The organism is Micromonospora sp. NPDC049900 (assembly GCF_044461025.1).
Taxonomy (GTDB): Bacteria; Actinomycetota; Actinomycetes; order Mycobacteriales; family Micromonosporaceae; genus Micromonospora.
In genome coordinates, this window is sequence record NZ_JBITKM010000001.1 from 677,235 (window position 1) to 690,472 (window position 13,238).

Genomic DNA, 13,238 nt, shown 5'->3' on the forward strand with positions numbered 1-13,238 from the left:
CGTTCCGTCAAGGAGACGAAACAAGCATGGCTATTGGCACCGTCAAGTGGTTCAACGCTGACAAGGGCTTCGGCTTCATCACCCCGGACGGCGGCGGCGCCGACGTCTTCGCCCACTTCTCGGCCATCCAGAGCTCCGGCTACCGCAGCCTGGACGAGAACCAGCGTGTCGAGTTCGAGGTCGTTCAGGGCCAGAAGGGCCCGCAGGCGGAGAACATCCGCCCGCTCTGATCTACCGGGTTCGCCCGCGACGGCCGGGCCGCCTCCGCCACCCACTGGGACCGGAGGCGGTCCGGCCGTCCGCATCTCGGACGGCCGGTTTGGTGGAACCCTGAGTCGGTAATCAGCCGTCCTACCGTCGGGTGGGCGACTGTCACCACCACCCGGCTGGGGAACGCTGGGTGCGGGGGGATGAGCCGGGGGGATCGGCTCAGCTCGGGGAGGAACGACCATGGTGGGTTCGGCGGCGGTGCGGGAACTACTCCTGGTGGTCGCGGTGGCGGCTGTCGGGCTGCTGCTGGCCACGGCGGTGGCGTTCGCTCCCTGGCCTGTCACGCCGGGCGGGGCTGCCCCGTCCGGCCTGGTCGACCTGCACGGACCGGCCGCCACCGCGCGGCCGGGCAGCGCCGCCGGGTGACGCCGGCTGCGCCCGGTGAAAGGAAGGGCACCTTCCTAACGCCTCGGGTATAGCAGGGGTCCCCGGCTAACAGCTCCCGGTCACCACGACCCTTACCCACCTCCCCGGCTCGATGGAGGCGTTAGGGTCGGTTCCGTGCCGACGCGCAGAGCGAGAATCCCAGCCGCGAAGTACCCCGTCGAGCGGTTCACCCTCGACAACGGGCTACGGGTGGTCCTGACTCCCGACCGCAGTGCCCCGGTGATCGGCGTGGCGGTGGTCTACGACGTGGGCATACGGTCCGAGCCCGAGGGCCGTACCGGCTTCGCGCACCTCTTCGAGCACCTGATGTTCCAGGGCTCGGAGAACCTGGAGAAGCTCGCCCACTTCCGGCACGTCCAGGGGGCCGGCGGCACCTTCAACGGCTCCACCCATCTGGACTACACCGACTACTACGAGACGCTGCCGAGCAACGCCCTGGAACGGGCGCTGTTCCTGGAGGCCGACCGGATGCGCGGCCCTCGGCTGACCGAGGAGAACCTGCGCAACCAGGTGGACGTGGTCAAGGAAGAGATCCGGGTCAACGTGCTCAACCGGCCGTACGGCGGGTTCCCCTGGTTGACCCTGCCGCCGGTCATGTTCGACACCTTCCCGAACGCGCACGACGGGTACGGGTCCTTCGACGACCTGGAGTCCGCCACCGTCGCCGACGCGGCCGACTTCTTCCGGCGCTACTACGCCAGCGGCAACGCCGTGCTCGCGGTCAGCGGCGACATCGACACCGCCGAGGCCGTCGAGCTGATCGAACGGCACTTCGGCGACGTACCGGCCCGCCCGGCGCCGGACCGGCCGGACTTCGCCGAGCCGGAGCCGACCGCGGAGCGGCGCACCGCGTACGACGACAAGCTGGCCCCGCTGCCGGCGGTGGCCTCCGGCTGGCGGGTGCCCGACCCGATCGGGAACTTCGCCGACTACCTGCCCTTCGTGGTGCTGGCCGAGGTGCTCACCGACGGCGACGCCTCGCGGCTGGTCGAGCGGCTGGTGCACCGCGACCGCACGGTCACCAGCATCGGGGGTTACCTGGGCTTCATGGGTGATCCGTTCGACGTCCGCGACCCGACCGCCATGCTGATCCAGTCCCATCTGCCACCCGGCGGCGACGTCGACAAGGTGCTGCGCACCGTCGACGAGGAGTTGGACCGGGTCGCCACGGACGGACTCACCGAGGGTGAGCTGGCCCGTACCCAGGCTCGGATGGCCACCCACCTGCTGCGCGACACCGACGCGGTGCTGGCCCGCGCGTTGCGGATGGCGGTGCTGGAGCAGCAGCGCGGCGAGCCCGGCCTGCTCGGCGAGCTGCCCCGGCTGGTCGGTGAGGTCACCGACGAGCAGGTCCGCGCCGCCGCGGCCACCCTGCGGCCGGAGCGCCGCGCGTCCGTCGAGGTGATCGCGAAAGGTGGCCGCTCATGAGTACCCCCACGCGAACGCTTCCGCCGCTCGGCCCGACCCGCCGGCTCAAGCTGCCCCGGCAGGCCGAACGCACGCTCGACAACGGGCTCACCGTGATCGTGGTACGCCGACCGGCGGTGCCGCTGGTGGAACTGCGTCTGTGGATGCCGTTCGTCCGTGCCCACCTGGCGCGGGGGCACCTGCTGGCGCAGACCCTGCTCTCCGGCACCGAGACGATGAGCAGCGTGCAGATCGCCGCCGAACTCCAGCGGATCGGCGGCGGGCTCTCCGCCGGGCTCGACCCGGACCGGCTGATGCTCTCCGGCACCGCGCTGGCCACCGGGCTGGACCGGATGCTGGAGATCCTGGCCGACGTGGTCACCGGTGCCAACTACCCGGCCGGGTGGGTCGGCGTCGAGCGGGATCGGCTGGTCGACGGGATCCAGGTGGCCCGGAGCCAGCCCGCCCATCTGGCCCGGACCGCGCTGTTGCGGCGGATCTTCGGCCGACACCCGTACGCGGTCCAGACGCCGGAGCCCGAGCAGGTCCGGGCGGTCCGTCCGGCCGCCCTGCGTACGCTGCACGCCCAGCGGGTCCGACCCGCCGGCGCGGTGCTGGTGCTGGTCGGTGACGTACACCCGGAGCGGGCGCTGGACGCCGCCGAGAAGACGCTCTCCGGTTGGCAGGGGGGTGAGCACGCGGCCGAGGTGCCGCCGGTCCCGCCGCTGGAAACCGGCCCGCTGCTGCTGGTCGACCGGCCCGGTTCGGTGCAGTCGTCGATGCGGATGGCGTTGCCGGCGGTGCCGCGCACCCATCCGGACCACGCCGCGCTGCAACTGGCCAACCTGATCTTCGGCGGCTACTTCTCCTCGCGCTGGGTGGAGAACATCCGCGAGGACAAGGGCTACACGTACGGCCCGCACTCGATGGTCGAGCACTCGGTGGGTGGTTCGGTGCTGCTGGCCGCCGCCGAGGTGGCCACCGAGGTGACCGCACCGGCGCTGCTGGAGACCACGTACGAGTTGGGCCGGCTGGCCACCGTGCCGCCGAGCCAGGAGGAACTGGACCAGGCCCGGCAGTACGCCCTCGGCACGCTCCAGCTCGGCATCGCCACCCAGGCGGGCCTGGCGTCGTTCGTCAGCGCGTACGCCGGGAGCGGGTTGCGGCTGGACTTCCTGTCCGAGCATGCGGCCCGGCTGGCGAAGGCGAGCGTCGACGACGTCACCGAGGCGGCGGCCCGCTACCTCGCCCCGTCCCGCGCGGTCACCGTCGTGCTCGGAGACGCCGAGCGGATCGCGCCCTCGCTGTCCACGCTGACCCCGGTCCAGACCACACCGGCGACACCGTGAGCGGCCCCAGCGGTAGCAGCCAGTCGGACGGCTGGGGACAGCCGGTCGACTGGGTGCTACAGGGGGAGGCGGCCCCGCCGTTGGCCCGCGCCACGTTGGACCGGGCGGCGCATCGGCGTACCGATCCGCAGTGGCTGGCGGCGGCCTGGTCGGGCGCCCGGGTGCTCGTGCTCGACGTCGAGGCCGGCGGTCGGGCGCTGGTGCGGACCGACACCCCCGTGCCGGAGCTGGTCCTGGAGTCGGCGGACGACCTGCCGTCGACGCTGGCCGACGACGCGGTGTTCCTCGGGGTGGAGCCGGACGGCGTGCCGGTCTTCTGCGTGCACACCGCGCTGACGGTGCGTCCGGACACCCGGTCGGCGCATCTGCGGGGTGTCGGGCACCTGCTCAGCGACCGGGACGCGGGACTGTTCACCACGGCGCTGGCGCTGACCAACTGGCACCTGCGGCACCTCTACCATCCGGTCACCGGCGCGCCGACCCGCACCGACGAGGCGGGATGGTCCCGGGTCGACGAGTCCGGTGAACGGGTGTGGCCGCGTACCGACCCGGCCATGATCGTGCTGGTGCACGACGGTGTCGACGGTGTCGACGGGCGCTGCCTGCTGGGCAACAACGCCGCCTGGCCCAGCCCGGAGGGGCAGCGCCGGTTCTCCTGCCTGGCCGGGTACGTCGAGCCGGGAGAGTCGGCCGAGGCCACCGTGCTGCGGGAGGTACGCGAGGAGGTCGGCGTGCCGGTCCGCGAGATCACGTACGCGGGCAGCCAGGCGTGGCCGTTCCCCGGCTCGCTGATGCTCGGCTTCCTGGCCACCGCCGACCCGGAGCACCCGGTCCGGCCCGATCCGGCCGAGATCGCGCAGGCCCGTTGGTTCACCCGGCAGGAGATCGGTGCCGCGCTCGCCGGTCGGCACGTGGATGCCGGCGGCGACCGCCTGCTGCTGCCCCCGCCGTCGTCGATCGCGCTCTTCCTGATCCATCGCTGGTTCGACGGGCACTGCTGAGATGTAAGGAAGGGTCCCCTGCTATCGCCCAGGCGATAGCAGGGGACCCTTCCTTACATTCACGCCGAGCACTGCGCCCGGTGCGGCGCGGGTCTGCGTGCGGGGGAGTGCGGCCCCGACCCGTGGCCGTCGTTGCCGCGGCGGCCACGGGCCGGGGACACGGGCCGTCGTGGTCGGCTGGGTGAGGAACACGGCGGGGGAGCCGGTCGACCACGACGGACGTGGGAGGTCAGGTGCCGGGCGGTCCCGGGCGGGACCGCCGGCGCCTCGGATCGTCGAGCGGCAGCACCTTGACCCGTTGCCTGCCGGAGCGTACGGCGCCGACGGTGGCGATGGCCCGGGCGAGGTGCAGGGCGGCGTCGCGGTCCTCGGCGTGCACGACCTGGCGACGCGGCTCGGGCCGGGTGGTCTCGTCCCGCAGCCGACGACCGCCGACCCAGGCGGCCGTGATGTCGGTGTCGGCGACGGCGCGAATGTCGGTGCGAACGATCAGGAACCGCATGTGGGTCTCCGATGTGCCGCGACGGGCGGAACCGTGGAAGTTCCATGTCACTACCCGGCCATCGTACGCCCGGTCGGCGTCTCAGCAAGTGAAACTCGGCGATTGTTTCCAGCCCCGTCCGATCATCCGATGCCTGCTCACCGGGGTGGTCGGCGCGGACGACGACGGGGCCGCCGGTGACGTACCGGCGGCCCCGCGAGACGTGCCTGGACTAGTTCAGGTCGAACTGCCCGTTCTTCGTGCCGGAGATGAAGCCCAGCCATCCGGCCCGGTTGAACAGCAGGACCGGGCCACCCCGGTCCTTGCTGTCGCGCAGCGCCACCGCGGCGGGACCGGTGCCCAGCGGTGCGACCTCCACGCAGTTGGAGGTCTGGCTGCGCGTGCTGGTACGCCAGGGCGCGTGCGCGAGCTGGGCGAGGACGGACGGCGTGGTGCGGATGTCGTTCATGGTTGTGCTCCTGACGTGGACCGATGGATCGGGTGGGGACGCACGTGTCGGGCGCGGCCCCTCCTCGGTCACCGCTCCGTCAGGCTCCCGGAGGAACCACGGCGCTGGGCCGGCGCCGTTGCCGATCCATTGACCACAGTGGACTGTGCTCCCGTACCGGTCAGCCGTTCCGACGCCTTGACCAGCCAGGAGTGGGTGTCCGTTGCGGAAAGTGCCGCCGTACGTAGCCACTCGAACACCACTTTATAGTGATTTAGGGTGATTACGTCGGTCGACATGACGTCGGTGAAGCCACCTTCGATGGCGAGCGTCTCCGGATCGAGTGGATCGGCGAACCGATAGACCGAGAACGCGGTCGGCGGCAGGTACCACTGCCCGATCGGCGTCTCCCTGGGCAGCACGTGCAGCGTGACGTTGGGGAGCATGGCCAGCTCGCAGAGCTGGGCCAACTGCTCCAGGAGCACGTCGGGCGGCCCGGCCCGGTGCCCGAGCGCCGCCTCTTCCAGCACCGCCGTGTACCGGGGCGCGTCGTGCTCCCGGGTGAGCAGTCGCTGCCGGGCCTGCCGGGCCCTGACCTGCGTTTCGGTCTCCTCCTCGGTCTCCGGGTCGCCCGCCTCCCGGCCGACCTGGTAGGCCGAGGAGAGCCGGACGCGGGCGTACCCCGGCGTCTGCAACAACCCCGGCACCAGCACCGGGTTGTACTCGGAGATCTCGACGCAGCCCGCCTCCAGCTCGGCGAAGCCGCGTTGCTGCTGCGTCATCGCCGGATAGTTCTTGAGCCAGCCGCGCATGTCGCCGGCCTCCTCGGTGATGCCGAGCAGTTCCGCCCGACGTGCCTCGTCGGCGCGGTAGAGGTCGAGCAGGTCCCGGACGTCCTGCGGGTCGGGCCGGCTGCGGCCGTTCTCCAGCCGGGACAATTTCGACGCGGAGGCCCAGCCGACACGCTCGATGACCTGGTCGCCGGTGAGCCCGGCGGCTTCGCGCAACTGGCGCAGTTCGCGGCCGAGCCGCTGCCGACGCAGGATCGGACTGGGTGCGGCAGGAGGCACGGTGTCCTCTTTTCCGTCGACCGCCGCAGACGCGACGGTAACTGTATGAAATTCGCCCCCCACGGCCAGTATGGACGTCGCGACCGGCGCCGGAGGTACCGGCGGGGGCGTGTCATGAGAAATACGGACACCCGACACACCGGAACGAGACCGCCGTCATCTGCGTCCCCGCCCCGGACGGGTTTCCGACCGCGCCCGAGTCGCGCCACCCCCGGAGGGATCAATGCGAACCGTCCTGAGTCGCCCGGACTTCCGCCTGCTGTTCGGCGGACTGTTGGCCAGCATGAGCGCGGAGTCGATCCTGCTGCTGGCACTCGCCATCTGGGTGAAGGACCTGACCGGATCGGACGGCCTCGCCGGTGCCACCATCTTCGTCATCCTCGCGCCGAGGACCCTCGCGCCGCTGGTCGGCTGGTTCGTCGACCGGTACCCCCGGAAGCCCTTCTTCGTGGTCACCAACCTCGCCATGGCGGTGCTGCTCACCCCGCTGTTCGCGGTCCGGGACGCGGGCGACATGTGGATCATCTATGCGGTGGCCGCGCTCTACGGCCTGTCGAACCTCACCGTCGGCGCGGTGCTCAGTCGGCTGATCCAGGAGCTGGTCCCGTCCGACCTGCTCGGTGAGGCCAACGCCGCGTTGCAGACCGTGCGGCAGGGTATGCGGCTGGTCGGTCCGCTGGCCGGCGCCGGCCTGTACGCGGTGCTCGGCGGCTGGGTGCTGGCCGCGGTCGGGATGGCCGGCTTCCTGGTCGCCGCCGCCGTGGTCGGCACGCTCCGGGTGGCCGAGTCCTCCGCCGCGTCGGCCGATCGGCCCGCGGTCCGTCCGGCCGACGGCGTCACCCGGGTACGGCGTCTGTCGTCCGAGCTGGTCGCCGGGCTGCGGCACCTCGCCGGTGAGCCGGCGTTGCGGCGGGCACTGGTCGGCTACGGTCTCGGCTCGCTGGTGATGGGCTTCACCGAGTCGCTGATCTTCGCGTACGTCGACTCGGGGCTCGGTCGGGACGCCGCGTTCGTCGGCGTGCTGGTCACCGTGCAGGGCGTCGGCGGGCTGGTCGGCGGTCTGTGCTCCGCAGCCGTGCTGCGTCGACTCGGTGAGCTGGGCACCCTCGCCGCCGGAGTGGCGTTCTTCGGCCCGGCGGCACTGGCGCTGGCGTACCCGAACCTGTGGCTCGGCTTCACCGCGGTGCTGCTGGCCGGCCTCTCCCTGCCGCTGACCCTGGTCGGTCTGCACACGCTGATCCAGCGGCGGACCCCGCCGGAGCTGATCGGCCGGGTCGCGGCGGCCTCGGAGGCGGTGGTCCGGTGCCCGCAGGCGGTCTCCGTCGGAGTGGGCGCACTGATCGTCGGGGTGCTCGACTACCGGGTGGTCTTCGTGGCGATCGGTCTGGCCACCCTGCTCGCGGGCGGCTACCTGTGGCGCGGGCGCCGGCTGAGCCCGCCCGCCGGACCGGCGGCGCATCCCCGGGTGCCGGCACCGCGCCCGGCCGCCGAGGACCGGGACCCGGCCCCGGTCGGGACGCTGACCGGCCAAGGCGGTCGCTGACCACGACGCGGCGGCCGGTCCCCGATCCGACCGGCCGCCGCGGTACGTCCGTGGTCAGACGGTGATGCTCGCCAGGTGCTGCTTGACCTGGTTGATCGACGGGTTCGTCAGCGCGCTGTCGTCGGCGAAGCGCAGGGTCGGCACGGTCTGGTTGCCACCGTTGACCCCCATCACGAACTCCGCCGCCGCCGGATCCTGCTCGATGTCGACCACCCGGTAGGCGATCCCCTCCCGGTCGAGCTGCGACTTCAGCCGGTGGCAGTAGCCGCACCAGGGAGTGGAGTACATGGTCAGCATGGTGAGATCCTCCAACGTCATGCGCGCCTGCTCGCGCAGATCAGCACAGGCTAACCGCTGCAACGTCCGACCGAGCTGCGACAATTCCCCGCTGTGGTGGTTAACTCCGGGTCCGAACGCGTGCTGACCGGGCTCGACCCGGAACAACGCTCGGCCGTGACCGCCGTGGCCGGCCCGGTCTGCGTACTCGCCGGGGCGGGCACCGGCAAGACCCGCGCGGTCACCTCGCGGATCGCGCACCGGGCGTTGACCGGGGAGATCTCCGCCCGGCACGTGCTCGCCGTCACCTTCACCGCCCGCGCCGCCGCCGAGCTGCGCCACCGGCTCGCCGCGCTCGGGGTGGCCGGTGTCCAGGCCCGGACGTTCCACGCGGCCGCACTGCGCCAGGTGCGCTACTTCGCGCCCCGGCTGCTGGCCGGGCGGGCCATGCCCGAGCTGCTGGACAGCAAGGTGCGCCTGGTCACCCTCGCCGCGGCCCGGGCCGGCCTGCGGACCGACCGGACCGCCGCGAGGGACCTCGCCGGTGAGATCGAGTGGGCCAAGTCCTCGCTGGTCGAGCCGGGGGAGTACGTGGTGGCGGCGGCCAAGGCGCTGCGCGAGACGCCGCACGAACCGGCCAAGGTCGCCGAGGTCTTCGCCGCGTACGAGAAGCTCAAGCGCACCGGTGGGGTGATCGACTTCGAGGACGTGCTCCGCGCCGCGGTCTGGGGGATCGAGGAGCACCCGGACGTCGCCGAGCAGGTGCGCAACCAGTACCGACATCTGGTCGTCGACGAGTACCAGGACGTCAACCCGTTGCAGCAGCGGCTGCTGGACGCCTGGCTCGGCGGCCGGGACGACGTGACCGTGGTCGGCGACGCCAGCCAGACGATCTACTCGTTCACCGGGGCGACGTCGTCGTACCTGGTCGACTTCCCGCGTCGCTACCGGGGCGCCACGGTGGTCCGGCTGGTCCGTGACTACCGGTCCACCCCGCAGGTGGTGGGGCTGGCCAACGCGGTCATCTCGCAGGCTCGGGGCACCGAGGCGCGGCTGCGCCTGGAACTGGTGGGCCAGCGTCCGCCCGGCCCGGAGCCGGAGCGGCGGATCTTCACCGACGAGCCGGCCGAGGCCGCCGCGGTCGCCGCCCGCTGCCGTGCGCTGGTCGACGCCGGCACCCCGGCACGCGAGATCGCCGTGCTGTTCCGCACCAACGCGCAGTCCGAGGCGTACGAGAAGGCGCTGGCCGAGGTGGGCGTGCCGTACCTGGTCCAGGGGGCCGAGCGGTTCTTCGAACGGGCCGAGGTGCGGCAGGCGATGGTGGCGCTGCGCGCGGCCACCCGGTCGATACCCGGCGAGACACCGCTGCCGGTGGCGGTGGTCGAGGCGCTCGCCGCCGTCGGGTGGGCCCCCGACGCGCCCCCGCCCGGTGGGGCCGCCCGCGAGCGGTGGGAGGCGCTGGCCGCGCTGGTCCAGCTCGCCGAGGAGTACGCGGCCACGCCCGATCTGATGCCGCTGGGGGTGGCCGCCACGGTCGAGCGCCCGGTCACCCTCGCCGACTTCGCCGACGAACTGGCCCGACGGGCGGCCCAGCAGCACGTACCCACGGTGGACGGGGTGACCCTGGCCTCGCTGCACTCCGCGAAGGGCCTGGAGTGGGACGCGGTCTTCCTGGTCGGGCTCGCCGAGGGCACGTTGCCCACCACGTACGCGCGCACCACCGAGCAGGTCGAGGAGGAGCGCCGGCTGCTGTACGTCGGTATCACCCGGGCCCGCCAGTGGCTCTGGCTGTCGTACGCCTCGGCGCGTTCCCCAGGCGGGCGGGCCCGGCGGCCGTGCCGCTTCCTGCCCCAACTGGCCCCGGGCGGGACCGAGCGGGCGACCGCGGGCGGACCGGCGCGTGGCCCGCAGCGGCGGGCGGCCACCCGGATCGTCTCCTGCCGGATCTGCGGCACCACCCTGTTCGCCGGGCCGGACCGCAAGCTGGGGCGCTGCGCCACCTGCCCGTCCGACATCGACGACGAGCTGCACGAGCGGCTGCGTGAGTGGCGTTCCCGGGTGGCCGGGGCCCAGCGGGTCCCCGCCTATGTGGTCTTCACCGACGCGACGCTCGTCGCGCTCGCCGAGCGGCGGCCGGCCCGGTCCGAGGAACTGGTCGCGATCGCCGGCATCGGCCCGCGCAAACTCGGCCTGTACGGCGAGGCCGTGCTGGCGCTGGTCGGGGGCGCGGCGGTCGACGAGATCTGCCCTCAGAAAAGTTTCTGAATCTGACCGTTAATTCGTTTGCCCTCGCCCCACCGACCGTCATAGCCTCAGGGCACACCTCGCGAGGGGGCCCTGTTCGGGCTGCTCACGGGGCATCTGTTCCGAGTCGATCGTCGAGTGATGGTGAGGAGGTGGCACCGATGGAGAGCTACGTCAACCAGCGTCCGACGGCGCTGCCCGTTGCCGTCGCTCCGCTGTCGGCTGCCCTGATCTCCGTCGTTTCGGCGACGGACGTTCGGGCGACCGTCGTCGCCACCCGACCGTGGGCTCCGCAGGCGCACCGGGTCGAGGTTCAGGCCGAGCTGATCCTCGCACCGAAGCCGACCGGGATCCAGGGGACCAGTGGCTTCACGGGCAAGGGCGTCGATGGCGCCACCAAGCGGATGGACGTCCGCGGTGTTCCACCTCGAGGTAGACCGGTCTGACCAACAGACCACCGGCTCACCTCGAGGCCGCGGAACCCGCACACCGGGATCCGCGGCCTCAGTTTTTTTGCACCGCCGAAGTACGTCGGAACAGCGATCCACGAGATCGAAGTGTGAGAGAGAGGTGACCGGGCGATGAGTCTGGCGTTGGCCCCGCTCGACCTGAGCGTCGAGATGGAGGCGAACCTGCCCTGCCGGAAGTTCGACCCCGACCTGTGGTTCTCCGACTCGCCCACCGAGCTGGAACTGGCCAAGTCGCTCTGCGGGGACTGCCCGCTGCGCGTCGAGTGCCTGGCCGGTGCGGTCGAGCGGGCCGAGCCCTGGGGCGTCTGGGGCGGCGAGATCTTCGAGCGTGGCGCGGTCGTCCCGCGCAAGCGGCCCCGTGGTCGCCCGCGCAAGGAGGACATCGCCCGCGACGCCGCCCTGCGGGTCGAGGCCGAGGCGCGACTGGCCGCCGACGGGCTCGCCCCGTCGCGCAACGCGGTCCGGCTGGCTGCCTGACATGTTCCCGAACCGGACCAACCCCGCCGGCCGCATGCCGGCCGAGAGAGAGCTGACCACGATGTTGTACCTGCCGAACGGAACCACCGACATGTACCTACTCCACGAAGCGCTGTCGAAGGTGCGAATGTTGCGGCCTCAGGCCGGTCGCACCACCACGAGCACTGAGGCAACCCGATCCGCCCGTACCGTCGCCATGACCGGCCGTGCCCGGTCGGCTCGCGAGTTGGGCGTCCTGTAGGACCGACACCGCAAACGGCGGGGGGGGGGCCCCGGGGGCCCCCCCCCCCCCCCGGGGGGGGGGGGGCGGGGGGGCCCCCCCCCGGGGGCGGGGCATTCCCCCACCCCCCCCCCCCCTCCCGGCCCCCTGCCCGGCCGGGCCCGGGGGGGCGGGGGGGGGGGCGGCCCCTCCCCCCCCCCCCCCCCCCGGGGGGGGGGGCCCCCGCCCCCCCCCCCCGCCGTCGTCGTCTCGTGGGCCGCTGGCTCAGCCGACCGGGGCGAAGCCGGGCAGCCAGCGCTCCAGGATGCCCCGGTAGGGCGCCTTGGCCTCCAACTGGCAGAGCACCCCGATCGAGCCGAGCGTCACCCGGTGGATGAGCAGGTACGACGGCGGCAGGTTGAGGTGTCGGCTGAACTGGTAGGCGGGGGAGCGCGGGTTGGCCAGTCGGGTCGCCTCGGCACGCAGCCAGGCCCGGGAGAACCGGAACTCCTCGGCGGCGATCGGTTCCAGCATCGGCCGCAGGAACTCCAGCAGCGCGCTCGCGTCGATCGGGTCGTCGGTGCTGAGGAAGCCCTCCGAGCGTAGGCCGGCCTCCACGCCGTCGGCGTCGCCCCGCAGCGCCAGTGCGGCGATGCGACCGATCGGCTCCGGCGTACCCTCCGGCATCCGGGCCACCGCACCGAAGTCGATCACCCCGAGCCGGCCGTCCGGCAACAGCCGGAAGTTGCCCGGGTGCGGGTCGGCGTGCAGCAGCCCGGCCCGCGCCGGTGCGGACAGGTGCAGCGTGGCCATCAGCAGACCGGCCCGGTCACGTTGCTCCTCGCTGCCCTCCCGGATGATGTCGGACAGCGGCGTGCCCTCCACCCACTCGGTGACCAGCACCCGGGGCGAGGCGGAGAAGACCGAGGGGACGTAGATCTCCGGATCGTCCTCGTACGCGGCGGCGAAGGCACGCTGCGACTCCGCCTCCAACTCGTAGTCCAACTCCTCGGTGATGCGTTCGCGCAGCTCGGCGAGGAGCGGCTTGACGTCCAGCCCGGGCTGGATGGCCCGGAACATGGCGCTCAGCCGGGAGAGCTGCTTGAGGTCGGCGAGCAGGGCGTCACCGGCACCCGGATACTGGATCTTGACGGCCGCGTCCCGGCCGGTGCCGTCCGGCATCCGCCACACGGCCCGGTGCACCTGCCCGATGCTGGCCGCGGCGGCGGGGGAGTCGTCGAAGGTGACGAAGCGCTCACGCCAGGCCGGACCCAACTGCTCGGCGAGGACCTTGTGCACGCTGGCGGCGGGCAGCGGCGGCGCGGCCTCCTGGAGCTTGGTCAGGGCCTGCCGGTACGGCGCGGCGACCTCCTCGGGCAGGGCCGCCTCGAAGACCGACAACGCCTGGCCGAACTTCATCGCACCGCCCTTGAGCTGGCCCAGGACGCTGAAGAGCTGCTCGGCGGTGCGTTGCTGGATCTCGGCGGAGATCACGTCGGAGGCGAGCCCGGTGACACGCTTTCCCATGCCGAGGACGGTCCGCCCGGCGAAGCCGAGCGGCAGTGCGGCGAGCTTGGCGGTGCGGGACACGGCCCGGCGCGGGATGTCGGTCACGA

Annotated in this window: 14 protein-coding genes; 9 read left to right on the plus strand and 5 right to left on the minus strand. The window is 72.6% G+C overall.

Going from position 1 to position 13,238, the window contains the following annotated elements; translation table 11 throughout:
- The first annotated feature begins 26 nt into the window (after positions 1-26).
- The 5 genes from ACIBMZ_RS03150 to nudC all read left to right on the plus strand — a co-directional run bounded on the left by ACIBMZ_RS03150 (position 27) and on the right by nudC (position 4,414).
- Complete coding sequence (locus ACIBMZ_RS03150; RefSeq protein ID WP_013735772.1) at positions 27-230, plus strand: cold-shock protein; 204 nt, start codon at positions 27-29, stop codon at positions 228-230.
- A gap of 220 nt (positions 231-450) precedes the next feature.
- A complete protein-coding gene (locus ACIBMZ_RS03155) occupies positions 451-636 on the plus strand; it encodes a hypothetical protein (RefSeq protein WP_396690505.1) in 186 nt (61 codons plus the stop codon).
- A 135-nt stretch (positions 637-771) separates the two neighbouring features.
- Positions 772-2,085 carry a M16 family metallopeptidase gene (locus ACIBMZ_RS03160; RefSeq protein ID WP_396690507.1) on the plus strand — a complete coding sequence of 438 codons (1,314 nt, stop codon included), beginning with the start codon at positions 772-774 and terminating at the stop codon, positions 2,083-2,085.
- Positions 2,082-3,413, plus strand: a complete 1,332-nt coding sequence (locus ACIBMZ_RS03165; RefSeq protein WP_396690509.1) for a M16 family metallopeptidase — start codon at positions 2,082-2,084, stop codon at positions 3,411-3,413. The genes ACIBMZ_RS03160 and ACIBMZ_RS03165 overlap by 4 nt, the downstream gene beginning before the upstream one ends.
- Before the next feature lie 53 nt (positions 3,414-3,466).
- The gene (gene nudC, locus ACIBMZ_RS03170; RefSeq protein WP_396690989.1) at positions 3,467-4,414 is read left to right on the plus strand and encodes an NAD(+) diphosphatase; all 948 of its coding nucleotides are present in this window, start codon (positions 3,467-3,469) and stop codon (positions 4,412-4,414) included.
- A gap of 229 nt (positions 4,415-4,643) precedes the next feature.
- Here nudC and ACIBMZ_RS03175 read toward each other — a convergent pair whose 3' ends face one another.
- The 3 genes from ACIBMZ_RS03175 to ACIBMZ_RS03185 form a co-directional block, all read right to left on the minus strand.
- Positions 4,644-4,916, minus strand: coding sequence for a hypothetical protein (locus ACIBMZ_RS03175; RefSeq protein ID WP_396690511.1), 273 nt, complete (start codon positions 4,914-4,916; stop codon positions 4,644-4,646).
- A 211-nt stretch (positions 4,917-5,127) separates the two neighbouring features.
- Positions 5,128-5,364, minus strand: a complete 237-nt coding sequence (locus tag ACIBMZ_RS03180) for a DUF397 domain-containing protein (protein ID WP_396690512.1) — start codon at positions 5,362-5,364, stop codon at positions 5,128-5,130.
- A 68-nt stretch (positions 5,365-5,432) separates the two neighbouring features.
- A complete protein-coding gene (locus tag ACIBMZ_RS03185; RefSeq protein ID WP_396690514.1) occupies positions 5,433-6,413 on the minus strand; it encodes a helix-turn-helix domain-containing protein in 981 nt (326 codons plus the stop codon).
- 223 nt (positions 6,414-6,636) lie between these two features.
- On the opposite strand from ACIBMZ_RS03185, the gene ACIBMZ_RS03190 reads away from it, so the two are divergent.
- The gene (locus ACIBMZ_RS03190) at positions 6,637-7,956 is read left to right on the plus strand and encodes an MFS transporter (protein ID WP_396690516.1); all 1,320 of its coding nucleotides are present in this window, start codon (positions 6,637-6,639) and stop codon (positions 7,954-7,956) included.
- Between the two features lie 54 nt (positions 7,957-8,010).
- Here ACIBMZ_RS03190 and ACIBMZ_RS03195 read toward each other — a convergent pair whose 3' ends face one another.
- A complete protein-coding gene (locus ACIBMZ_RS03195) occupies positions 8,011-8,253 on the minus strand; it encodes a mycoredoxin (RefSeq protein ID WP_396690991.1) in 243 nt (80 codons plus the stop codon).
- Between the two features lie 93 nt (positions 8,254-8,346).
- On the opposite strand from ACIBMZ_RS03195, the gene ACIBMZ_RS03200 reads away from it, so the two are divergent.
- From ACIBMZ_RS03200 to ACIBMZ_RS03210, 3 genes are all read left to right on the plus strand, one after another.
- A complete protein-coding gene (locus ACIBMZ_RS03200) occupies positions 8,347-10,497 on the plus strand; it encodes an ATP-dependent DNA helicase UvrD2 (protein ID WP_396690517.1) in 2,151 nt (716 codons plus the stop codon).
- A 140-nt stretch (positions 10,498-10,637) separates the two neighbouring features.
- A complete protein-coding gene (locus tag ACIBMZ_RS03205; RefSeq protein WP_396690519.1) occupies positions 10,638-10,922 on the plus strand; it encodes a hypothetical protein in 285 nt (94 codons plus the stop codon).
- A gap of 135 nt (positions 10,923-11,057) precedes the next feature.
- Positions 11,058-11,423, plus strand: a complete 366-nt coding sequence (locus tag ACIBMZ_RS03210; protein WP_350692611.1) for a WhiB family transcriptional regulator — start codon at positions 11,058-11,060, stop codon at positions 11,421-11,423.
- A gap of 484 nt (positions 11,424-11,907) precedes the next feature.
- Here ACIBMZ_RS03210 and ACIBMZ_RS03215 read toward each other — a convergent pair whose 3' ends face one another.
- Entirely contained in the window at positions 11,908-13,236 is a 1,329-nt protein-coding gene (locus tag ACIBMZ_RS03215; protein WP_396690521.1) for an ABC1 kinase family protein, read from the minus strand.
- Positions 13,237-13,238 lie beyond the last annotated feature (2 nt).

Coding starts and splice junctions, on each gene's coding strand:
- ACIBMZ_RS03195 (WP_396690991.1), bottom strand. CDS start 8,253: ATGCTGACCATGTACTCCACTCCCTGGTGCGGCTACTGCCACCGGCTG.
- ACIBMZ_RS03180 (WP_396690512.1), bottom strand. CDS start 5,364: ATGAACGACATCCGCACCACGCCGTCCGTCCTCGCCCAGCTCGCGCAC.
- ACIBMZ_RS03210 (WP_350692611.1), top strand. CDS start 11,058: ATGAGTCTGGCGTTGGCCCCGCTCGACCTGAGCGTCGAGATGGAGGCG.
- ACIBMZ_RS03165 (WP_396690509.1), top strand. CDS start 2,082: ATGAGTACCCCCACGCGAACGCTTCCGCCGCTCGGCCCGACCCGCCGG.
- ACIBMZ_RS03155 (WP_396690505.1), top strand. CDS start 451: ATGGTGGGTTCGGCGGCGGTGCGGGAACTACTCCTGGTGGTCGCGGTG.
- ACIBMZ_RS03175 (WP_396690511.1), bottom strand. CDS start 4,916: ATGCGGTTCCTGATCGTTCGCACCGACATTCGCGCCGTCGCCGACACC.
- ACIBMZ_RS03150 (WP_013735772.1), top strand. CDS start 27: ATGGCTATTGGCACCGTCAAGTGGTTCAACGCTGACAAGGGCTTCGGC.
- ACIBMZ_RS03205 (WP_396690519.1), top strand. CDS start 10,638: ATGGAGAGCTACGTCAACCAGCGTCCGACGGCGCTGCCCGTTGCCGTC.
- ACIBMZ_RS03190 (WP_396690516.1), top strand. CDS start 6,637: ATGCGAACCGTCCTGAGTCGCCCGGACTTCCGCCTGCTGTTCGGCGGA.